The organism is Bradyrhizobium sp. SZCCHNRI20481 (assembly GCF_032485055.1).
Classification (GTDB): domain Bacteria; phylum Pseudomonadota; class Alphaproteobacteria; order Rhizobiales; family Xanthobacteraceae; genus Bradyrhizobium.
Map to the genome: position 1 here is coordinate 139,612 of NZ_JAUEUE010000021.1, position 22,412 is coordinate 162,023.

A 22,412-nucleotide genomic window follows, 5' to 3' on the forward strand; every position below is an offset into this window, starting at 1 on the left:
GTCGTTGCGGAGGAAGCGGTCATGAACGCGCCGGTCAGCGGAGATGGCACCAAGGAGTGCAAGGAGGCCAGCGCAGCCGTGAGCGCAGCGCAGCAGGCTTTGCTGGAGGCGCTGCCGTTCGGCGACACCGCCGATTTCGATGATGCCGCGCGCGGCTTTCTCGGCACGATCGATCAGGCCAAGGTGGCGACGGCGCAGGGGCGCACCGTCTGGAGCCTCGCGCCCTACGGCTTCCTTGATGCGGAGCAGGCGCCGCCGACCGTCAATCCAAGTCTGTGGCGGCAGGCGAAGCTCAACATGCATCACGGCCTGTTCGAGGTCGTGCCCGGCGTGTACCAGGTGCGTGGGCTCGACATCGCCAACATGACGCTGATCGAGGGGGACACCGGCGTGATCGTGGTCGACACGCTGACCTCGATCGAGGGCGCGCAGGCTGCATTGGAGCTGTACTACCAGCACCGCGGCGTCAGGCCGGTCACGGCGGTGATGTTCACGCATACCCACACCGATCATTGGGGCGGCGCGCGCGGCGTGGTCGACGATGATGCCCTGGCCAGCGGCCGCGTGCCGCTGATCGCGCCGAACCTGTTCATCGAGCATGCGGTCTCCGAGAACATCATCGCCGGTCCCGCGATGCTGCGGCGGGCGCAATATCAGTTCGGGCCGCTGCTCGCGAAGGGTCCGAAGGGCCATGTCGATTGTGGGCTCGGCAAGGCCATGGCGGCGGGGGCCGTTGCGCTGTTGCGGCCGACCGACCTGATCATGGCGACCGGTGACACCAGGACCATCGACGGTCTCACCTTCGAATTCCAGATGGCGCCGAACAGCGAGGCGCCGGCGGAGATGCATTTCTTCGTGCCGCGCTATCGCCTGTTGAACCTCGCGGAGAACTGCACGCACAACTTCCACAACCTGCTGCCGTTTCGCGGCGCCGACGTGCGCGACGCGCTGGCGTGGTCGAAATATCTCGGCGAGGCCCTGCAACTGTGGGGCGGCAGGGCGGAGGTGATGTGCGGCCAGCACCATTGGCCGATATGGGGCGCGAGCCGTGTCGATGGCATGATCCGCGAGCAGCGCGACCTCTACAAGTTTGCCCACGACCAGACGGTGCGGCTGATGAATCATGGCCTGACCGCAAGCGAGATCGCCGAGCAGATCAGGCTGCCCCGGAGCCTCGAAGGGGCATGGCATGCGCGCGGCTATTACGGCCACATCCGCCACAACGTGAAGGCGATCTACCAGAAATATCTCGGCTGGTATGATGCCAATCCGGTCAATCTCGATCCGCTGCCGCCGGTCGAGGCCGGCCGGAAATACGTCTCCTATATGGGCGGGGCCGAGGCGCTGCTGGCGCGGGCGCGCGCGGACTTTGCCAACGGCGAATTCCGCTTCGTCGCGCAGGCCGTGGGTCATCTCGTCTTCGCCGAGCCGGACAATGCCGAGGCGCGCGCGCTGCTGGCCGACACGCTGGAGCAGCTCGGCTATGCCGCCGAGAGTGCGACCTGGCGCAATGCCTATCTGTTCGGCGCGCAGGAGCTGCGCCAGGGTATGCCGGAGGTTCCGGCCCGGCCCGGCCTGCCGCGCGAGACGCTGGCGGCGCTGCGCACCGAGCAGCTATGGGACGTGCTCGGGGTCAGGCTGAACGGGCCCAAGGCGGAGGGCAAGCACATCGTGCTGAACTGGACGTTCACCGACACCGGCGAGCGCTTCGTGCTCACCTTGCAGAATTGTGCGCTGACCTATGCGGTCGGCGTGCAGGCGTCGACCGCCGATGCGGGGTTCACGCTGGCGCGTTCGACGCTTGATGCGGTCATTGCCAAGGCCACGAGCTTTCCGGAAGCGGTCGCCGCCGGAAAGATCAGCTTCGCGGGCAATCCGATGCGGCTGGCCGAGCTGATGTCGCTGATGGATGAGTTCCCGCGCATGTTCGAGATCGTCGAGCCGAAGCGAGGCGCCGTGACCTGAGTTGAGGCGGAGGCCGGGCTGCCGACTTGCCCGGCCTCCTCGTGCTATTCGGCGCTGCTGACCAGCCGGATGCGCGGCTTCGCGATGTCGATCAGGCTGCGATACGCGGCGAGATAATCGAGCGCCATGCGGCGCGCGGTGAAGCGGCGCTCGAACTGCTCGCGCACGCGGGCGCGGCTCAGGTCGGGCAGGCGATTGACGGCCGCGACCGCGCTGAGCTCGTCCTCGACGATGAAGCCGGTCACGCCGTCGTCGATCACTTCTGGAACCGAGCCGCGGTTGTAGGCGATCACGGGCGTGCCGCAGGCCATCGCTTCGATCATCACGAGGCCGAACGGCTCCGGCCAATCGATCGGCAACAGCAGTCCGAGCGCGCCAGACAGGAACTCCGGCTTCTCACGATCGCCGATCTCGCCAATGAACTCGACGAGCGGATTGTCGTGGATCAAGGGACGGATCGTCTGTTCGTAATAATCTTGGTCAGTTCGATCGACCTTGGCCGCGATCTTCAGCGGAATCCCGCAGCGCATGGCGATCTTGATGGCACGGTCGACACCCTTTTCCGGGGCGATGCGTCCGAGCACGGCGAGATAGCTCGGCGTCACCGGCTTGGGCATCAGGAGCGTTGCGGGCAGTCCATGCAGCACGGTGCGCACCCAGTTCGCATTCGGCACTGGCCGGCGCTGTGAGTCCGAGATCGAGACGACGGGAACATCCTTGAAGACCGAGAACACCGGCTGGTGCTCCGGAAGATCGAGCCTGCCGTGCAAGGTGGTCAGGAACGGTGTGGGTTGCCGGTGGAACAGGGAGAACGGGTAGTAGTCGAGGTGGAAGTGCAGAATGTCGAACTGTTCGTCGTCGCATTGCTGCCGGACGTTTTCGAGCATCACCATGTGCAGCGCGTTCGGATCCCTCACCGATCCGTCGAGGCGCAGAGCTTTCGGCCATGTCGGAGAGAGCTTCGCCGAGGTCTGAGAATCGCCGCTGGCGAATAGGGTGACGTCGTGTCCGAGGGCAACGAGCTCTTCGGTCAACCAATGAACGACCCGCTCAGTGCCGCCGTAGAGCTTCGGAGGCACGGCCTCCGTCAATGGAGCTATTTGCGCAATGCGCATCTCGTCGTCTCCTGTTCGTGACCGATCATGGATGAATCCCCAATGGCGCCGGCACTGCCACAGCGGGAACGTTGTCGCATGTGCGAAGTTCCATTCACGCGATCACTCTTTCTTCGACACAACGTGTTCCGCGCCGTCTCATTGATGCCATCCCCGCTCTCCAACGCTGCCCGCCGCGGCATCACCGGAGGGCAGGGTTGCGCTGCGAAGGCGCACGGAACCGGAGAAATGGTTCATCGTTCATCTGGCCCCATCAGGTGTCGCCACGACCTCGCTCATCAAGGGGAAGACCATGGATCAGCTTTCAGGCTACGCGCACCGACCCTTTCCCTTCGTGATGCGCTATCTGCGCAAGCGTCCCACCGCCCATCTCGTCATCCTGATGGCCGTCATCGGTGCGGTTGCCTGTTCGGTAGGCACGCAATATGGCGTGAAATCCCTCGTCGACAGCCTCTCCGCCGGGCCTGCGGGGGGCGGCAACGTCTGGGCCGCGTTCGTGCTGCTGATGGCGCTGATCGCGACCGACAACATTCTGTGGCGCGTCGCCAGCTGGATCGCGAGCTTCACCTTCGTCCGTGTCACCGGAGATCTCCGGCGCGACATCTTCCGTCATCTCACCGGGCATTCGCCGAGCTATTTCGGCGACCGTTTGCCCGGCATGTTGTCGAGCCGCATCACGGCGACGTCGAACGCCGTGTTCACCGTCGAGAACATGTTCGTCTGGAACGTCTTGCCGCCATGCCTCGCCACCGTCGCGGCGATCTGTCTGATCGGAACCGTGAGCGGCCCGATGGCCATCGGCCTGCTGCTGATCGCGGCGATGATGGTGGCGGCGATGTTCCGTCTGGCGGCAGCCGGCAAGCCGCTGCATGACGATTTCGCCGACAAGGCGGCCATGGTCGACGGCGAGATGGTCGACGTGATCTCGAACATGCCGCTGGTGCGCGCGTTCTGCGGCCTGCGCCACGAGCATGACCGATTCGATGCGACGGTCGACAGGGAGCTGGAGGCGCGCGGGCGCAGTCTTCGCTACCTCGAGAAGCTGCGCATTCTGCACGCGACGGTCACGATCGTGCTGACGGTCGCGCTGATGGCGTGGGCGATCTCGCTGTGGCAGCGGGGCGGGGCGACGACGGGCGACGTCGTGCTGGTTTGCACGCTCGGCCTCTGCATTCTCAACGCGACGCGCGATCTGGCGGTGGCGCTGGTCGACGTCACCCAGCACGTCGCGCGCATGAGCGAGGCGATCGCGACCCTGCTGCAGCCGCACGAGCTGCGCGATCACCCCGAGGCCGAGCCGCTGGTCAAGAGCGGTGCGGCCATCGCCTTCGACAACATCACCTTCCACTATCCAGGCGGCGACAAGCTGTTCGACAATTTCACGCTGCGCCTGCAGCCGGGCCAGCGCGTGGGCCTGGTCGGACAGTCCGGCGGCGGCAAGTCGAGCCTGTTCACGCTGCTGCAACGGTTCTATGATCCGCAAGCCGGGCACATCAGGATCGATGGTCAGGACATCGCCAAGGTCACCCAGCAGAGCCTGCGTGAGGCGATCTCGGTGGTTCCGCAGGACATCTCGCTGTTCCATCGCTCCATTCTGGAGAACATTCGCTACGGACGTCCGAGTGCGACCGACGACGAGGTGTTACGGGCGGCGATCGCGGCGCGCTGCGACTTCGTCGAGACGCTGCCGGAAGGACTGCAGACGATGGTCGGGGATCGCGGCGTCAAGCTGTCGGGCGGGCAGCGCCAGCGCATCGCGATCGCGCGGGCGTTCCTCAAGGACGCGCCGATCCTGCTGCTCGACGAAGCCACGGCTGCGCTCGACAGCGAGTCCGAGGAGGCCATCCGCGAGGCGTTGAGTCGGCTGATGCGCGGCCGCACCGTCATCGCGATCGCGCATCGGCTCGCGACCTTGCGGAATTTTGACCGCGTGGTGGTGCTGAAATCGGGCAGGATCATCGAGGACGGCGCGCCCGACCGGCTGATGCAGGACGAGGGCCCGTATCGGGATCTCGTGACCCAGGAGATGAACCGGCTCGCCAAGTTCGCCGCCTGATCGTAGCGTCGGGTCGCGTCGAGAACGTGCACTCTCGGTTGTCTGGGCACTTCAACATCGCATGAGGCCAACATGTCCGCCGAAGTCGCAAGCACACTGTCGTCGATCACCCAGACGGACGAGCCCGCGGAGCAGCCGTTCTATATTCCCATGACGGGGCCGGCGTCCCGGCCGCGGCGCTCGCTCAAGCACGACGATACGTTTATCGTCCTCGACGGCCACGGCGACATCGGCGCCTCGGCCGGCGGACCGGACGGTCTCTTCAACGCTGATACGCGCTATCTCGCGCGGCTCGAATTGACGCTGGACGACGTTCAGCCCCTGCTGCTCGGCTCGAGCCTGCGCGACGACAACTCCGCGCTGACCGTCGATCTCACCAATCCCGACATCTACAGCCAGGGCCGCCTGGTGCTGCCGAAGGATATGCTGCACATCGTGCGCACGATCTTTCTGTGGCATGGCACGGCCTATCAGCGCATCGGGCTGCAGAACCATGGCGATCGCCAGGCCAGCTTCGATCTCAAGCTGACATTCGACAATGATTTTGCCGACGTTTTCGAGGTGCGAGGCACCGTGCGGCCGCGGCGCGGCATCAGCGCGAGCCGGCTGGTGGACCCGTCCGAGGTCGTCCTGCGCTATCGCGGCCTGGACAACGTCCTGCGCACCACCGACGTGAGCTTCGATCCGCGTCCGACGCATCTCACCGTCAATGCCGCAACCTATCATTTCGATCTTGCCCCGCAGGAATCCGCCTCGCTGTTCGTGGCCGTGATGTGCAACGCCAAGGCCGGCGAGCGGCCCCGGCGCTTCTTCCGCAGCCTGCTCGCCCATCGCCGCGAGATGCGCCGATGCACCGTTGGCGCCGCCAGCATCGAGACCTCCAACGACATCCTCAACGAGGTGCTGTGCCAGGCAGCGGCCGATCTGAACATCCTGATGACGGATACGCCGGAGGGGCGTTATCCCTATGCCGGCATTCCCTGGTATTCGACGACATTCGGTCGCGACGGGCTGATCACCGCGCTGCAGATGCTGTGGGTCGATCCGCGCATTGCCCGCGGCGTCCTGCGCCGGCTCGCCGTGCATCAGGCGCGCACGACCGATCCGCTGTCCGATGCCGAGCCCGGCAAGATCCTGCACGAGATGCGCGGCGGCGAGATGGCGGCGCTGCGTGAGGTGCCGTTCGGATGCTATTATGGCAGCGTCGATTCCACGCCGCTGTTCGTGCTGCTCGCCGGCCTCTATATCGAGCGCACCGGCGACATCGACACCCTGAGGGAGCTATGGCCGGCGATCGAGCTGGCGTTGCGCTGGATCGACGGCCCCGGCGATCCCGATCGCGATGGCTTCGTGGAATATCAGCGCGCCTCCGAGCAGGGTCTCGCCAACCAGGGCTGGAAGGACTCCTACGACGCGGTGTTCCATGCCGATGGACGTCTCGCGGAAGGTTACATCGCGCTTGCGGAGGTGCAGGGCTATGTCTTTGCCGGCAAGCAGCTGGCGGCGCGTTGCGCCCGTCGGCTCGGCAAGGCCGAGATGGCGGACCGGCTCCAGGCCGAGGCCGCTGATCTCGCGGAACGGTTCGAGGACGCCTTCTGGTGCGAGGATCTGAACACCTATGCGCTCGCGCTCGACGGCCACAAGCAGCCCTGCCGCGTCCGGACGTCCAACGCCGGGCAGCTGCTGTTCAGCGGCATGGTGCGCGAGGATCGCGCCCGCAAGCTTGCCGCCGAACTGCTGCGGCCGCATTTCTTCTCGGGCTGGGGCATCCGCACCGTCGCCTGCGGCGAGCCGCGCTACAATCCGATGTCCTATCACGACGGATCGATCTGGCCGCACGACAATGCGCTGATTGCGCTCGGCCTGTCGCGCTATGGCCTGAAGCATGCGGTCGAGCAGGTGTTCGGCGGCCTGTTCGAAGCAGCGTCCTACATGGATCTGCGCCGGCTGCCGGAGCTGTTCTGCGGCTTCCGGCGCGAGAAGCATCGCGGCCCGACGCTCTATCCAGTGGCCTGCGCGCCGCAGGCCTGGGCCAGCGCGACGCCGTTCACCTTGCTCGAGGCGGCGCTCGGGCTCGAGTTCGACGCCGCGCGCGGCGAGATCCGCCTGCGCAATCCGCGGCTGCCGGCGTTCCTGGACTGGGTGGTGCTGCGCGATCTCAGGCTCGGCAACTCGACGATCGACCTGCGGATTCGCCGCCATGGCGAGGACATCTCCATGGAGGTGCTGCGGCGGCGCGGTCAGATCCAGGTCTCGCTGGTGCTGGCGCAATGATGGCGCTGAAACACGCCCTCCGCCGAGCTGCTCGCAGCTGCCTCCTCATGCTGCCGCTGCTGATCGGTCTGCATGCGACCCATGGGCATGCGCAGCAGCCGTCGCCGACACCGCCCGCCAAGGATGCGGCGGCGCCCGCGAAAGAGCCGGCACCACCACCTTCGGTCACTATCCTCGGCGCGCGCGATGCGCATGGCGTGCTCGGTCGCGACGTGCGCAGCTCGACCGGCGAGGACATGGGCCACATCGTCGACGTCATCGTCGATCTCACCGGCACGGTGCGCGCCGCGGTGATCGATTTCGGCGGCTTCCTCGGCGTCGGCAGCCGCAAGATCGTGGTCGACTGGACCGCGCTCGATTTCAAGCACATCGCCGAGAAGAGCGACCAGGTCACGCTCGACCTCACCAAGGAGCAGGTGAAGGCCGCGCCCGAATACAAGGAGGACAAGCCCGTCGTCGTGCTCGGCGCGTCCGGCAAGCTGTCTCCCTGGGATTTCGATCATTGAGTTGATGCGTGAGATTGCCGGTCCGGCCTGCGCGTGCAGCGGAACACGGTGGGGATGTTCTGTCCCGTCAGCCTCATGAGTTGAGATGAGTTGAGATGTGAGAGCCATGCCGATTGCACGGCCGTCCAGATCGCCTGACCGGGAGTCCGAGCCTGACGGCGCGGTAGAGGCGGGCGCGCGTCTGGATGACGGGGAGGATCATGGCCAGACTTCAAGACCAGCGCCGTCGCGGCAGAGCCTGCGCGGGCTGGATTGGTTCATCTTCTTCCTGGCCGACGTGCAGACCGGCTTCGGTCCCTTCATCGCGGTCTATCTGACGACGCAGAAATGGACGCAGGCGCAGATCGGTCTGGTGCTGTCGATCGGCGGCATCGTCGGGCTGATCGGGCAGATGCCGGGCGGCGCGATCATCGATGCGGCCAGATCCGAGCGCCGCGTCGCCGGCCTTGCCATCGCGGCCATCGGCGGCTGCGCGCTGGCCTATGCGGCTTGGCCGATCTTTCCCGTGGTCGCGGCTGCCGCAACGTTGCATGCGGCGGCGAGCTGCGTGCTGGGACCCGCGATCGCGGCGATCAGCCTCGGCCTGGTCGGGCCGCGCGGCATGGCGGAGCGGCTCGGCCGCAATGCGCGGTTCGCGTCGCTCGGCAATGGCGTGGCCGCGGCCGTGATGGGCACCTGCGGCTATCTGCTGTCCAGCCGCGCCGTGTTCCTGGTCACCTTCATTCTCGCCTTTCCGACGCTGATCGCGTTGTCGCGAATCCGCGAGCGCGAGATCGATGTCGCGCGGGCGCACGGCCGGGCCGATCACGAGGACAAGGAGGTCGCGCGGCTGTCGAATCTGCTCGGCCTGTTGCGTCAGCGCGCGCTGCTCGTCTTCGCGCTCGGCGTGTTCCTGCTGCAACTCGCCAATGCGGCGATGCTGCCGCTGATGGCCGGCGTGGTGACGACGAAATCGAGCGAATGGGCGCCGATGCTGATCGCGTTCTGCATCGTGGTGCCGCAGGCGATCGTGGCGCTGACCTCGCCCTCGGTCGGCGCGGTGGCGCAGCAATGGGGCCGCAGGCCGCTGCTGATGCTGGGGTTTGCCGCGCTCGCGATGCGCGGCGCGCTGTTCGCGGTCGTGCACGATCCCTACGTGCTGGTGGCGGTGCAGATCTTCGACGGCGTCACCGCGGCCGTCTTCGCCGTGATGATTCCACTCACGGTGGCCGACGTCGCCTTCGGCAGCGGGCACTTCAATCTGGCGCAGGGAATTGTCGGGACGGCGTCGGGGATCGGCGGATCGCTGTCCACCGTCGTCGCCGGCTTCGCCAGCGACCGCTACGGCAGCGCCACCGCCTTTATGGGTCTGTCGGGCGTGGCGCTGACAGGTCTTCTTCTGATTGCGCTGCTGATGCCCGAGACCGGGCACCGCCGGCGCAGGGCGTGAACGGGCAGGGCGCCTCAGGCGTCCATGCTGCGCAGGCGCTGGCGGTTGCGCAGCACGATCTGGCGGGCACCGGAGAAGCCGAGAACGCCCTGGCTGTGCAACTGCGACAGCGCGCGCGATACGGTCTCCAGGGTCAGGCCGAGATAGTCGCCGATATCGCGGCGGCACATCGGCAGCGCCATCATGCCGGCGACGGCGAGGCGGCGGTCCATCTCGAGCAGGAAGGTGGCGACGCGCTCCATCGCGGTCTTGCGGCCCAGCAGCAGCATGTGGTCCTCGGCATGGCGGAGATCGCCGGCCGTCATGGTCCAGAGCTTGCGGGCGACCGTGACGTCGACGCCTGCGGCCTGTTCGAGGCTGCGGCGTTTCACGAGGCGCACGGTGGTGTCGATGATGGCTTCGGCGGCGAGACGGTGCATGGAGCCGAATTCGAGGCCGAAAACGTCCCCTGGAAGATGGAAGGCGCCGATCTGGCGGCGGCCGTCGGAGAGCAGCTTGTAGCTGCGAACCGCGCCGGAGATCACCTGGTAGACGTACTCGGCCGGCTCGTCCTCGCCATAGATCTCCTCGTCCTTCTTGTACGAGAACTCGCTGGCGATCAGCCCGGTGTGGCCGGTGATCTCGGCAAAGGGATTGGCCGCAGGAGAGGGGACGGTGTGGGGAACGTTGGTGCTGACGACCGAATTGATAATCGACTGATTGAGCATGACCATCTCCTTGCGGCGGATGGCGATGTGGTACACGGCGGCTCCCGTTAAGGACATTTCGCGCGATATCTTAAGGGGGGCCCCTTACGTAGATATACGTAGGCCGGCCGGGTCAGGAGACGCGCTGTGCGGTACCCGAATGGTCGTTGGCGATCGCTTTGCGGATCCGCTTCACCAGATTGTCGTCGAGCAGCGGCTTGAGCAGGAAATCCTGGATCCCGACGGCCGCCGCGCGCGCCGCAAGCCTGTCATCGTAATGGCCGGTGATCAGCACCACCGGAGCGGTGGCGCCCTGCTTACGCAACCGTTCGGCGAGCTCGACCCCGTTGATCTCCGGCATCTTGTAGTCGACCACGAAGCAGTCGACGGGCGCGTGGTCGGAGGCCTTGAGCAGCGCGGTGCCGCTGCGAAACGTGCGCACGTCGAAGCCGTCAGCCTCCAGCAGGAAGCGCAGCGAGCCGAGGACGTCAGCATCGTCGTCGGCTACGTAGACCGTAAGTTTTGTGTGAGCCGACATCGCACGTGCCGCGAGAATGTGATGTTGAACCGAGGCACAACATAACACTCGATTCTGTCAAGGTATCTTGATCTAGCTCAATCCTTCAGCGCGCCTGCGCGCATCGCCAGACGCACCAGCTCGGAGAGGCTGTTCGCTCCCATCTTGGTCATCACGTTGGCCCTGTAGACCTCGATGGTGCGCGGACTGATGTCGTATTCGCGCGCGATCAGCTTGTTGGAGAGCCCGGCCATCAGTCCATCCATCACCTGTCGCTCCCGGGGGCTCAGGCTGGCGACGCGTGCCAGGACATCCTGCGTGACCGATTCGTTCTTCGCGGCCGGCTCGGCCTGCTGGATGGCCGTTTCGATCATGGCAACCAATCGCTCGTCCTCGAACGGCTTCTCCAGAAAATCGACCGCGCCGAGCTTCATCGCCTCGACCGCGAGCGGCACGTCGCCATGGCCGGTCATCACCAGGATCGGGAAGCTGCTGCCGGCGGCCTTCATGCGCTTGAGCAGCTCGATGCCGTCGATGCCGGGCATCCGCACGTCCGAGACGACGCAGCCGAAAGGGAGCGTCGGCAGTCGGCCGAGGAAGACCTCCGCGTTCTCGAACAGCGTGACGTCGAAGCCTGATGAATCGAGCAGGAAGTTGAGCGAATCCCGCATCGCCTCGTCGTCGTCGATCACATAGACCTTGGCCCGTTCAGCCATCGTGCTCAACCCTGGTCGAGGCCGCCGGCAGGGTGAAGCGGAACGTCGCTCCGCCCGCCTCGTTGTTCTCGGCCCACATGCGCCCCCCGTGGGCCTCGATGATGGACCGGCTGATCGAGAGGCCGACTCCCATTCCAGTGTCCTTGGTGGTGAAGAAGGTCTTGAAGAGGTTGGGCATGACGTCGTCGTGGAATCCCGTTCCGGTATCGGAGACCGAGACCTCGATCAAGTCGTCGCCGAGTCTGCGATTTGTCGCACTGAGCTCGCGGCGGGCGGAATGAGACATCGCCTCGAGCGCATTGCGGAACAGATTGACCAGGACCTGCTGGATCTGGACCCGGTCGGCCAGCACGAGGTCGGCCTCCGGATTGAGCTGGAAGCGCAACTGGACGTTCTGCTCGCGGGCGCCGGAAAGGCCGAGCGCGCCGGCTTCCTCGATCAGCTTCGACAGGCTCTCGACCCGCTTCTCCGATTCGCCGCGCGAGACGAAGTCGCGCAGACGGCGGATGATCTGGCCGGCGCGAATCGCCTGCTCGGCGGCGCGGTCCATCGCGCTCTCGATCTTGGGCGTGTTCGGATCGCCGCTGCCGGCCAGCAGCCGGCGCGAGCCTTTCATGTAATTGCTGATCGCGGCGAGCGGCTGGTTCAGCTCATGCGCCAGCGCCGAGGCCATCTCGCCCATGGCGCTGAGGCGCGACACGTGGACCAGCTCCGACTGCAATTCGCGCAGCCGCGCCTGGGTCTGCTGATGCTCGGTGAGATCATGGGCGAAGCCGGTGAAATAGGGCTTGCCGCCGGACTGCATCTCGCCGATCGACAGATGCATCGGGAATGTCGTGCCGTCGCGGCGGCGGCCGGTCACGATACGGCCGATGCCGATGATACGGCGCTCGCGGCTGGCGTGGTAGCGGGTGAGGTAGCCGGCATGGCGGGAGCGGTCCGGCTCGGGCATCAATTCGCTGACGTCGAGGCCGACCGCCTCCGCCTCGGTGAGGCCGAACATGCGCTCCGCCGCGGAGCTGAAGAACTGGATCGTACCGCTGCCGTCGATCACGATCATCGCGTCCGGCACGGTGTCCAGGATCGAGCGGAAATGCTGCTCGCGCAGCCGCAGCGTCTCCTCCAGCCGCTTCTCCTGGTCGATGTCGAGGGCGATGCCGCGCAGACGGTGCGGTGTGCCGGCCTCGTCGGGGACCACGCCGGCAAGCACGCGAATCCAGTGGCCGCTGCCGGACATCTTGAACGACATGTCGAACCCGGTGCTCTGACGGCGCGAATCCTCGATCGCGGCCTCAACCGGCGCGCGATCCTCGGGCGCCAGCAGCGCCAGGAAGGAGCCGTAGGTCACCGGCTCGTCGGCCGCCACGCCGAACAGCTTCCGCGTCGTCACCGACCAGTAGAACTCGCCCGAGGCCAGATCGAGATCCCACGCGCCGAAGCCCAGCGTCCGAGCGTCGTCGGGTCTGGCGGATGCATCCGGGAAGGGTTGGGTGAAGCCGCGCAATTCGAAGCCTTTGATCGATTCGCCGTTGTTCGATTCGCCGTTATCGCCGCAGCCGGGAGGCCGACCACCGCGGTATCCTATACCAGATTGCGCCCCCGCAACCCGGCCCGACTTAAACTTTGGTTCGACAATTCAAGGCTTTCTCCGATCGTGGGCCGGGTTCCAACGGTGTCCTGCCGCCCGTGCTTTACCGCCGCACCTTGATCTATCTCATCACGGCAGGTGATTTCACCTCTAAGAGCTGCATGGAAGCAATGTTTGGAGAGACGGGATGACGTTCGCGACTGTGATGGTGAGCCTTGCGCTCAGTCAGCCGAATGAGGCCCGCCTTCAGGTCGCGGCCGACCTTGCGGCGCGCTTCGACGCAGGCGTCATCGGCGTGGCGGCTGCGGAATTCGCGCCGCCGCTCTACTTCACGACCGGCGAGCAGGCGCAGGATCTGATCGAGCAGGGCGAGGCCGCGCTGCGGAATCGACTGGCCGAGCTCGAACAGCAGTTCCGCACCGCCGTTGGTGACCGGGCTGCGTCGTTGAGCTGGCGCGGCGCTGTAGATTTTCCCGCGCGCCATGTGCTGGCGCAGGCCCGTGCCGCCGACATTCTCGTCACCGGCAGCGTGCCGCCCGGGATGTCCGATGCGTTCGCGGTCGCCAATCCCAAGGATCTCGTCATGCAGGCCGGGCGCCCGCTGCTCGTGGTGCCGGACAACGCCAGTTCGCTCGATCTTGGGACCGTGCTGGTGGCCTGGAAGGAGACATCGGAGGCGCGCCGGGCCCTGACCGATGCCCTGCCGCTGCTCGCCAAGGCGAGCGGCGTCGTGGTCGTCGAGATCCTGGAGACCGCCACGGAATATGACGCCTGCGCAGCGCGTCTTGCGGACGTGGTCGCATGGCTCGGCCGTCACAAGATCGTCGCATCGGCGCGCGTCGCGGAGCCGGGGCAGGGACGGAACGTTGTGGCCACGCTCGACGCCGTCGCCGCCGATCTTTCGGCAGGCCTCGTGGTGGCCGGCGCCTATGGTCATTCCCGGTTCCGCGAGCTCGTGCTCGGCGGGGTTACCGAGCATCTGATGACGCGCAGTGAGCGTTGCGTTCTGCTGTCGCACTGAAATTCGACCCGCTCCATTCGAGAACAGGATTGCCGCCTTGTACAGATTTCTCGAGGAAACCGCCGGCAACTACATGACGCGCAACGTCACGACCGTGAGCCGGGAGACGACGATCCGCGAGCTCGGCGAGATGTTCGACCGCGACGATTTCAACACCTACCCCGTCGTCGAGAACGACGAGGTGATCGGCATCGTCACCAAGTTCGACGTGCTGAAGTGCTTTGCCTTCACGCCGAATCAGATGCTGCCGCGCTACAGCGACCTGATGAACCGGACGGTCGCCGACGTGATGACGTCCGAATTCATCTACGTCAGGCCGGATACGAAGCTGACGCGCGTGCTGCAGCTGATGGTCGAGCATCGCATCCGCAGCCTTCCCGTGACCGATGCCGACAACCGCGTGGTCGGGATCGTCGCCCGCGAGGACATCGTGCGAGCGCTGGCGGCTGCCGCCAAGGATTGAGCGCGGCGCACTGAGTCCGAAGCCTGCTACGAACGTCTAATGACGGCCGGCATGCATCGCTGCATGCCGGCCGTCGCCGTGTCTGCGACCGAAACCGCGTCGTCGTGCAACACTCCGCCTGTTTACCGGCGAACCGGTCGCAAAGTTGATTTCGATCAATTCCACGTGTGAACGATTGTGGTTGCTGGGCTCGTGTTCTTTCAGCGAGATTCCGCATGAGCGCGTCCTCATCCACAAAATCCATGACCATCGGCGAAAGTGGCTTGTCGCTCACTTTTGCCGTCACCGCCTTCCTGTGCGTCTTCGCTGCGGCGAAGGCACTGGATACGGCCTTCGCGTTCCACGCCTCGCTCGCGGCTGCCGCCAGCGCGGCGTCCGTCTTCTTCATCCTCAACCGCTACTTCGAGCGCGGCGAGCTGCCTCCGCAGGAGATCAATGGTCGGCCGAACTACAATCTCGGTCCGATCAAGTTCGCCTCGTTCATGTCGATGTTCTGGGGCATCGCCGGCTTCACGGTCGGCCTCATCATCGCCTCGCAACTGGCCTGGCCCGCGCTGAACTTCGACCTGCCATGGACCAGCTTCGGCCGCCTGCGGCCGCTGCATACCTCGGCGGTGATCTTCGCCTTCGGCGGCAACGTGCTGCTGGCGACGTCGTTCTACGTCGTGCAGCGGACCTGCCGCGTGCGCCTCGCCGGCGATCTCGCGCCCTGGTTCGTGGTGATCGGCTACAACTTCTTCATCCTGATCGCGGGCACGGGCTATCTGCTCGGTGTCACCGAGGGCAAGGAGTACGCTGAGCCCGAATGGTACTCGGATCTTTGGTTGACGATCGTCTGGGTGGTCTACCTGCTGGTCTTCCTGACGACGATCATCAAGCGCAAGGAGCCGCACATCTTCGTGGCGAACTGGTTCTATCTTGCCTTCATCGTCACGATCGCGGTTCTGCACCTCGGCAACAACCCGGCGCTTCCGGTGTCGCTGTTCGGCTCCAAGTCCTACATCGCCTGGGGTGGCGTGCAGGATGCGATGTTCCAGTGGTGGTATGGCCACAACGCGGTCGGCTTCTTCCTGACCGCCGGCTTCCTCGCCATCATGTACTACTTCATCCCGAAGCGGGCGGAACGGCCGGTCTATTCCTACCGGCTGTCGATCATCCACTTCTGGGCGCTGATCTTCCTCTACATCTGGGCCGGCCCGCACCATCTGCATTATACGGCGCTGCCGGACTGGACGCAGACCCTGGGCATGACCTTCTCGATCATGCTGTGGATGCCCTCCTGGGGCGGCATGATCAACGGCCTGATGACCCTGTCGGGAGCGTGGGACAAGCTGCGGACGGACCCCGTGCTGCGCATGCTGGTCGTCTCGGTCGCCTTCTACGGCATGTCGACCTTCGAAGGTCCGATGATGTCGATCAAGGTGGTCAACTCGCTCAGCCATTACACTGACTGGACCATCGGTCACGTGCACTCCGGTGCGCTCGGCTGGGTCGGCTTCGTCTCTTTCGGCGCGCTGTACTGCCTGGTGCCGTGGATCTGGAACCGCAAGGGTCTCTATAGCCTCAAGCTCGTGAACTGGCACTTCTGGACGGCCACGCTGGGCATCGTGCTCTACATCTCCGCGATGTGGGTCTCGGGCATCCTGCAGGGTCTGATGTGGCGGTCCTACACGGCGCTCGGCTTCCTCGAATACTCGTTCATCGAGACCGTCGAGGCGATGCACCCCTTCTACATCATCCGTGCCGCTGGTGGCGCACTGTTCCTGATCGGCTCACTCATCATGGCCTACAATCTCTGGATGACGGTCCGTGTCGGTGAGGAAGAAGTTCAGTCGCCCGTCGCCCTTCAGCCGGCGGAGTGAGGTATCAACCATGTCTTTCTGGCAACGACACCAAGTCTTCGAGAAGAACTCGATCATCCTGGTCATCGGCATCCTGCTGGTGATCGCGATCGGCGGCCTCGTCGAGATCACTCCGCTCTTCTACCTGAAGAGCACGATCGAGGCGGTCGACGGCGTGCGTCCCTATACGCCGCTCGAGCTGGCCGGCCGCAACATCTACGTCCGCGAGGGCTGCTATCTCTGCCATTCGCAGATGGTTCGTCCGCTGCGCGACGAAGTGGAACGCTACGGCCACTTCTCGCTCGCCGCGGAGAGCATGTACGACCATCCGTTCCAGTGGGGCTCCAAGCGTACGGGGCCTGACCTCGCCCGCGTCGGCAACAAGTACTCCGACGACTGGCATGTCACCCACCTGACCAACCCGCGCGCCATCGTCCCGCAATCGATCATGCCCGGCTATCCCTTCCTGAAGGAGACCGAGCTGAACGCCGACAACGTCGCCGATCACCTGAAGACGCTGCGGGCGGTGGGTGTGCCCTACACCGACGACCAGATCGCCAACGCCGCCACCGACCTCAAGGCGCAGGTCGATCCGGACGGTGCCGGTGCCGAGGCGCTCAGCAAACGCTATCCGAAGGCGGTGGTGCGCAACTTCGACGGCAAGGCGGGTGCGCCGACCGAGATGGATGCGCTGGTAGCGTACCTGCAAATGCTCGGCACCTTGGTCGACTTCAAGATCTACAACGAAAAAGCCAATCTGCGCTGAGATCAGAGGCGAACATCATGAAGCCCATCATTGCAGTCGAAAACATCGCGTCGTCACTCGTGACGACGCTGTGGACCCCGATCTTCGTCGCGATCTTCATCGCGATCGTGACCTATGCCCTCTGGCCTCGCAACAAGGCCGCTTTCGACGAGGCGGCGAGCATGCCGTTGCGGGAGGATTAATTCATCATGGCTGACCATACCGAAGTCGACAGTGTCTCCGGCACCCCCACCACCGGCCACGCCTGGGACGGCATCAAGGAGCTCAACACCCCGCTGCCGCGGTGGTGGGTGATCACCTTCTACATCACCATCGTCTGGGCGATCGGCTACTGGATCGTGTATCCGGCCTGGCCGACCATCTCCAGTAACACTCAGGGCCTGTTCGGCTACTCGTCCCGTGCGGACGTGGCGGTCGAGCTTGCCAATCTCGAGAAGATCCGCGGCGCCAAGATGGCGGCGCTCGCGACCGCCTCGCTCGCCGACATCGAGAAGGATCCGGCGATGCTGGCCCTGGCGCGTGCCAAGGGCAAGACCGTGTTCGGCGACAACTGCGCCGCCTGCCACGGGACCGGCGCGGCCGGCGCCAAGGGCTTCCCGAACCTGAACGACGACGACTGGCTGTGGGGCGGCTCGCTGGAGCAGATCCAGCAGACCCTGCTGTACGGCGTGCGCTCGGGTCACCCGAAGACGCGTGAGGGCCAGATGCTCGCCTTCGGCAAGGACGGTGTCCTGAAGCCGGCTGAGATCGTCACGGTCGCCAACTACGTTCGGGAGCTGGCGGGCCTGCCGACCCGGCCGGGTTATGACGCCAAGGCCGGCGCCAAGGTCTTCGCCGAGAACTGCGCGGCCTGCCATGGCGACAACGCCAAGGGCAATCCGGACCTCGGGGCGCCGAACCTGACCGACAAGATCTGGCTCTACGGTTCCGACGAGGCGACCCTGATCGAGACCATCACCAACGGTCGCGCCGGTGTCATGCCGGCCTGGGAGGGCCGTCTCGACCCGACCACGATCAAGGCGATGGCCGTCTACGTCCACTCGCTGGGCGGAGGAAAGTAACGGAAATCCAACGGAACCTTTCCTTCAATTGAGCTGGATCAACTGCGCGGCCGGAGGTGGGAATACCTTCGGCCGCAACTGCGAGAAGATCCCCCAGCCATGACCCGCCAGCCATGAACCAGACGGTAAGACCGGACGACCTGAAGCCTCAGGACCTGCAGCCGGTGGATGATTGCGGTCCGCTCTATGCCGCGCACAAGAAGGTCTATCCGCAGAGCGTCTCAGGAACCTTCCGCCGGATCAAATGGGGCCTGATGGGCTTCTGTCTCGGTGTCTATTATTTCCTGCCGTTCGTGCGCTGGAATCGCGGCTTCGGCGCGCCCGATCAGGCGGTGCTGATCGACTTCCCGAACCACCGCTTCTATTTCTTCTTCATCGAGCTATGGCCGCAGGAGGTGTACTACTTCACCGGCCTCCTGATTATCGCCGCCATCGGCCTGTTCCTGATGAACGCGATCGGCGGCCGCATCTGGTGCGGCTATCTGTGCCCGCAGACAGTGTGGACCGACCTGTTCTACGCGGTGGAGCGCCTGATCGAGGGCGACCGCCGGGAGCGCATGAAGAAGGATGCCTCCAACGACCCGATGAAACTGGAGCGGATCTCGGAGCTCGTGCTCAAGCATTCGATCTGGCTGATGATCGCGTGGTGGACCGGCGGCGCCTGGGTGCTGTATTTCAGCGATGCGCCGACGCTCGTGAAGGATCTCATCACCTTCCAGGGGCCGATGCTCGCCTATGTCTGGATCGCGATCCTGACCGCGACGACCTACACGCTCGCCGGTTTCATGCGCGAGCAGGTCTGCGTGTATATGTGCCCGTGGCCGCGCATCCAGGCGGCACTGACCGATGAATGGGCGCTCAACGTCACCTACCGCTACGACCGCGGCGAGAGCCGCATGTCGGTCAAGAAGGCCGCCGAATTGCGCGCGCTCGGCCAGCCGGCCGGCGACTGCATCGATTGCAGGCAATGCGTGGCGGTGTGCCCGACCGGCATCGACATCCGCGACGGCGCCCAGATGGACTGCATCCAGTGCGGCCTCTGTATCGACGCCTGCGACACCGTCATGACCAAGATCGGCCGCCCGACGCGGCTGATCGGCTATGACAACGACATCAACATCCATCGCCGGCAGGAAGGCAAGCCGCCGATCTACAAGCTCGTGCGCCCGCGGACCATCGTCTATGCCGCGATCATCGCCGCGGTCGGCGGTGCCATGGCCTACAAGCTCGCGACCCGGTCACTGCTCGAGGTCAACGTGCTGCACGATCGCAATCCGATTGCGATCAAGCTGTCCGACGGCTCGATCCGCAATGCCTATACGGTGCGCGTCCTCAATAAGCACGGCTTCGATCGCGTCATCGCCATCGACATCGAGGGTCCCGTCAATTCGACCGTTCACGTCGTCGGCGCCGACTCCGTCACGCCGGACCGACCGATGATCGTAGTCGGCCGCGACCAGACCGAGGAGCTGCGCCTCCTGGTGACCGCGCCCGAGGAGAGCAATCCTGCGAAGTCCATCCCGGTGAAGTTCCACGTGACGGATATCGGTCTTGGCGTCGTCGCCTCCGCCACCGACAATTTCGTCAGCCCGTAAGCAAGGAGCCTGTCAATGGCCAGCCGTTCCAATCCTTCTTTCCAGCTGACCGGAGGCATGGTGCTCGCGATGCTCCTTGCCTTCTTCGGGACCGTGATCGGGGTCAACGTCTACATGATGAAGATGGCGATCTCGACCTTGCCGGGCACCGAGGTCGACAGCGCCTACAGCGCCAGCCTCGGCTACGAAAAGGAGATCGCGGCGGCGCGCGCCCAGGAGGCGCGGCGCTGGCAGGTCGAGGCGCATATCGAGCGTGGCGCCGGAGGCGCCGCCATTCTGCAGGTCAACGCGCGCGACGCGAGCGGCAATCCCGTCTCGGGCCTGACCTTCCAGGGCCGGCTCGAGCGTCCCGCCGACAAGCGCGCGGATCAGGAGGTCGCGCTCGCCGAGGTCGGCATCGGCATCTATCGCGGCACGGCGGAGGCGATCGCGCCGGGCCAGTGGGACCTCGTGCTCGAAGGCGATTCCAGCGGCCGACGCCTGTTCATGTCGAAGAACCGCGTGCTGCTGAACTGAAGGGATTTCGATCATGCATGCGACGCGTGACTTCTCTCACTACGTCAAGGATCTCGGGGCAGGGCTGAAGCATATCGACCTCGCGGTCGAAGGCGTCAGCTGCGCCGGCTGCATGGCCAAGATCGAGCGCGGCCTCTCCGCGCTGCCCGACGTGACGCTGGCGCGCGTCAATCTCACCGACCGCCGCGTCGCGCTGGAATGGAAGCAGGGCACGCTCGATCCGGCCAAGTTCATCGATCGGCTCGCCGAGCTCGGCTACAAGGCCTATCCGTTCGAGAAGGCGAGTGCGGAAGCCACCGAGGCCGAGGAGTCGCGCTTCCTGCTGCGCTGTCTTGGCGTCGCGGCGTTCGCGACCATGAACGTGATGATGCTGTCGATCCCGGTCTGGTCCGGCAATGTCAGCGACATGCTGCCCGAGCAGCGCGACTTCTTCCACTGGTTGTCGGCCGTGATCGCGCTGCCGGCTGCGGCCTATGCCGGCCAGCCGTTCTTCCGCTCCGCCTGGCGTGCCTTGAAGACCGGTAACGTCAACATGGACGTGCCGATCTGCATCGGCGTGATCCTGGCCTTGGGCATGTCGATCGTCGAGACGTTTCATCACGCCGAGCACGCCTATTTCGACGCCGCGATCATGCTGCTGACCTTCCTGCTGGTCGGCCGCTATCTCGACCAGAACATGCGGCGGAAGACCCGCGCCGTCGCCGGCAATCTGGCCGCGCTGAAGGCGGAGACCGCGACCAAGTTCATCGGCCCCGACGAGATTTCGGAGGTGCCGGTCGCCGCCGTTCGCGCCGGCGATCTGGTGCTGCTGCGTCCCGGCGAGCGCTGCGCGGTCGACGGCGTGGTCGTCGAGGGCCGCTCCGAGATCGACCAGAGCCTGATCACCGGCGAGACGCTCTACGTGCCGGCCGAGCAGGGCACCGCGGTCTATGCGGGTTCGCTCAACATTTCCGGCACGCTGCGCGTCCGGGTCTCGGCCGCCGCCGAGGGCACCTTGCTCGCCGAGATCACGCGCCTGCTCGACAACGCGCTGCAGGCCCGCTCGCGCTATATGCGGCTGGCCGACCGCGCCTCGCGGCTGTATGCGCCGGTGGTGCATGCGACCGCAGCGCTCACCGTGCTCGGCTGGGTGCTGATGGGGGCGAGCTGGCACGACGCCATCGTCACCGGCATCGCCGTGCTGATCATCACCTGTCCCTGCGCCCTTGGGCTCGCGATTCCGACCGTGCAGACCGTGGCGTCGGGCGCGATGTTCAAGTCCGGCGTGCTGCTCAATGCGGGCGATGCGATCGAGCGCCTCGCCGAGGCCGATCACGTCATCTTCGACAAGACCGGCACCTTGACGCTGCCGGAGCTCGAGGTCGTCAACGCCGCCGACATTCCTGCAGACGTGTTCGCACTGGCCGGCCAGCTCGCACTGTCGAGCCATCATCCGGTGGCGGCGGCGGTGGCCCAGGCTGCCAATGCGCGTTCGCCGCTGATGGGCGCGGTCGAGGAGCCGGGGCAGGGTGTCCGCGCCGTCGTCGACGGCGTCGAAATCAGGCTGGGGCGTCCGGCATTCTGCGGCGCAGAGGCGCTGGTTGCGCAGACCAGCAGCGTCGATCCCGAGGCTTCGGTGGTTGCCTTCAGCCGCGGCGATAGCAAGTACCTGTTCTCGGTGCGCCAGGGCCTGCGCCCTGACGCTGCCAAGATCGTCGCCGGCCTGCAGCGGCGCGGCATCAAGGTCGAGATCCTCTCGGGCGATCGCGAGGCGGCGGTGGCCGCAGCCGCCATGGCGCTCGGCATCAGCGAGTGGCGCGCCGGCGTGACGCCGGCCGACAAGATCGCGCGCATCGAGGAGCTGAAGCGGGCCGGGGTCAAGGTCATGATGGTCGGCGACGGCATGAACGATGCGCCGTCGCTCGCCGCCGCGCACGTTTCGATGTCGCCGATTTCGGCCGCGCATCTCAGCCAGGCCACCGCCGATCTCGTCTTTCTCGGTCGTCCCCTGGCGCCGGTGCTGGCTGCGATCGACTACGCGCGCAAGGCGCTGCATCTGATGCGGCAGAATCTGTGGCTCGCGGTCGGCTATAACGTCCTGGCGGTGCCGCTTGCGATCAGCGGCGTCGTCACCCCGCTGATCGCGGCAGCCGCGATGTCCGGCTCATCGATCATCGTCATGCTGAATGCGCTGCGTGCCCGCAAGGTGGCTGGGGAGGCCGTGTCATGGAAGTGATGATCATTCTCGTTCCGCTCGCTTTGGCGCTCGGCCTTGCCGGTCTGGTCGGCTTTCTCTGGTCGCTGAAGAGCGGCCAGTA

General features: G+C 65.5%; 20 protein-coding genes. 15 read left to right on the plus strand and 5 right to left on the minus strand.

Annotated elements, in window-relative coordinates:
• Nucleotides 1-21: 21 nt before the first annotated feature.
• Entirely contained in the window at nucleotides 22-1,965 is a 1,944-nt protein-coding gene (locus QX132_RS29375) for an alkyl/aryl-sulfatase (RefSeq protein ID WP_316163532.1), read from the plus strand.
• Nucleotides 1,966-2,009: 44 nt separating this feature from the next.
• Here the strand turns inward: QX132_RS29375 and QX132_RS29380 are convergent, their stop codons facing one another.
• Entirely contained in the window at nucleotides 2,010-3,080 is a 1,071-nt protein-coding gene (locus QX132_RS29380) for a glycosyltransferase family 4 protein (protein ID WP_316163533.1), read from the minus strand.
• 292 nt (nucleotides 3,081-3,372) lie between these two features.
• Here QX132_RS29380 and QX132_RS29385 point away from each other — a divergent pair, with 292 nt between their 5' ends.
• The 4 genes from QX132_RS29385 to QX132_RS29400 all read left to right on the plus strand — a co-directional run bounded on the left by QX132_RS29385 (nucleotide 3,373) and on the right by QX132_RS29400 (nucleotide 9,345).
• A complete protein-coding gene (locus tag QX132_RS29385; RefSeq protein ID WP_315779511.1) occupies nucleotides 3,373-5,136 on the plus strand; it encodes an ABC transporter ATP-binding protein in 1,764 nt (587 codons plus the stop codon).
• A gap of 72 nt (nucleotides 5,137-5,208) precedes the next feature.
• Nucleotides 5,209-7,410, plus strand: a complete 2,202-nt coding sequence (locus tag QX132_RS29390; RefSeq protein ID WP_315799025.1) for an amylo-alpha-1,6-glucosidase — start codon at nucleotides 5,209-5,211, stop codon at nucleotides 7,408-7,410.
• Between the two features lie 47 nt (nucleotides 7,411-7,457).
• On the plus strand, nucleotides 7,458-7,916 hold the full coding sequence (locus QX132_RS29395; RefSeq protein WP_315737142.1) for a PRC-barrel domain-containing protein: 459 nt from the start codon (nucleotides 7,458-7,460) through the stop codon (nucleotides 7,914-7,916).
• A 106-nt stretch (nucleotides 7,917-8,022) separates the two neighbouring features.
• Nucleotides 8,023-9,345, plus strand: a complete 1,323-nt coding sequence (locus QX132_RS29400) for an MFS transporter (RefSeq protein WP_316163534.1) — start codon at nucleotides 8,023-8,025, stop codon at nucleotides 9,343-9,345.
• Between the two features lie 14 nt (nucleotides 9,346-9,359).
• Here QX132_RS29400 and QX132_RS29405 read toward each other — a convergent pair whose 3' ends face one another.
• From QX132_RS29405 to fixL, 4 genes are all read right to left on the minus strand, one after another.
• A complete protein-coding gene (locus tag QX132_RS29405; RefSeq protein ID WP_315737706.1) occupies nucleotides 9,360-10,052 on the minus strand; it encodes a helix-turn-helix domain-containing protein in 693 nt (230 codons plus the stop codon).
• Nucleotides 10,053-10,164: 112 nt separating this feature from the next.
• On the minus strand, nucleotides 10,165-10,569 hold the full coding sequence (locus QX132_RS29410) for a response regulator (RefSeq protein ID WP_315737144.1): 405 nt from the start codon (nucleotides 10,567-10,569) through the stop codon (nucleotides 10,165-10,167).
• Between the two features lie 77 nt (nucleotides 10,570-10,646).
• The gene (gene fixJ / locus QX132_RS29415; protein WP_315772439.1) at nucleotides 10,647-11,264 is read right to left on the minus strand and encodes a response regulator FixJ; all 618 of its coding nucleotides are present in this window, start codon (nucleotides 11,262-11,264) and stop codon (nucleotides 10,647-10,649) included.
• Nucleotides 11,257-12,768, minus strand: coding sequence for a sensor protein FixL (gene fixL / locus QX132_RS29420; RefSeq protein ID WP_409998883.1), 1,512 nt, complete (start codon nucleotides 12,766-12,768; stop codon nucleotides 11,257-11,259). The genes fixJ and fixL overlap by 8 nt, the downstream gene beginning before the upstream one ends.
• 271 nt (nucleotides 12,769-13,039) lie before the next feature.
• Between fixL and QX132_RS29425 the strand changes: the two genes are divergently transcribed.
• The 10 genes from QX132_RS29425 to ccoS all read left to right on the plus strand — a co-directional run.
• Complete coding sequence (locus tag QX132_RS29425; RefSeq protein WP_315812751.1) at nucleotides 13,040-13,873, plus strand: universal stress protein; 834 nt, start codon at nucleotides 13,040-13,042, stop codon at nucleotides 13,871-13,873.
• 37 nt (nucleotides 13,874-13,910) lie between these two features.
• Nucleotides 13,911-14,336: an HPP family protein gene (locus tag QX132_RS29430; RefSeq protein WP_315737147.1), complete on the plus strand. Its 426-nt coding sequence runs from the start codon at nucleotides 13,911-13,913 to the stop codon at nucleotides 14,334-14,336.
• A gap of 215 nt (nucleotides 14,337-14,551) precedes the next feature.
• Nucleotides 14,552-16,198 carry a cytochrome-c oxidase, cbb3-type subunit I gene (ccoN, locus tag QX132_RS29435; RefSeq protein WP_315737148.1) on the plus strand — a complete coding sequence of 549 codons (1,647 nt, stop codon included), beginning with the start codon at nucleotides 14,552-14,554 and terminating at the stop codon, nucleotides 16,196-16,198.
• 10 nt (nucleotides 16,199-16,208) lie between these two features.
• Nucleotides 16,209-16,943 carry a cytochrome-c oxidase, cbb3-type subunit II gene (gene ccoO / locus QX132_RS29440; protein ID WP_316163535.1) on the plus strand — a complete coding sequence of 245 codons (735 nt, stop codon included), beginning with the start codon at nucleotides 16,209-16,211 and terminating at the stop codon, nucleotides 16,941-16,943.
• A gap of 17 nt (nucleotides 16,944-16,960) precedes the next feature.
• A complete protein-coding gene (locus QX132_RS29445) occupies nucleotides 16,961-17,125 on the plus strand; it encodes a cbb3-type cytochrome c oxidase subunit 3 (protein WP_315715702.1) in 165 nt (54 codons plus the stop codon).
• A 6-nt stretch (nucleotides 17,126-17,131) separates the two neighbouring features.
• The gene (gene ccoP, locus QX132_RS29450) at nucleotides 17,132-18,004 is read left to right on the plus strand and encodes a cytochrome-c oxidase, cbb3-type subunit III (protein WP_315758486.1); all 873 of its coding nucleotides are present in this window, start codon (nucleotides 17,132-17,134) and stop codon (nucleotides 18,002-18,004) included.
• A gap of 113 nt (nucleotides 18,005-18,117) precedes the next feature.
• A complete protein-coding gene (gene ccoG, locus QX132_RS29455) occupies nucleotides 18,118-19,599 on the plus strand; it encodes a cytochrome c oxidase accessory protein CcoG (RefSeq protein ID WP_316163536.1) in 1,482 nt (493 codons plus the stop codon).
• A gap of 15 nt (nucleotides 19,600-19,614) precedes the next feature.
• Nucleotides 19,615-20,115, plus strand: coding sequence for a FixH family protein (locus QX132_RS29460; protein ID WP_315737152.1), 501 nt, complete (start codon nucleotides 19,615-19,617; stop codon nucleotides 20,113-20,115).
• A gap of 13 nt (nucleotides 20,116-20,128) precedes the next feature.
• Nucleotides 20,129-22,330: a cation-translocating P-type ATPase gene (locus tag QX132_RS29465; protein ID WP_315776385.1), complete on the plus strand. Its 2,202-nt coding sequence runs from the start codon at nucleotides 20,129-20,131 to the stop codon at nucleotides 22,328-22,330.
• On the plus strand, nucleotides 22,321-22,412 hold a 92-nt coding region (gene ccoS / locus QX132_RS29470; RefSeq protein ID WP_316163540.1), incomplete at its 3' end, for a cbb3-type cytochrome oxidase assembly protein CcoS. The genes QX132_RS29465 and ccoS, both read left to right, overlap by 10 nt.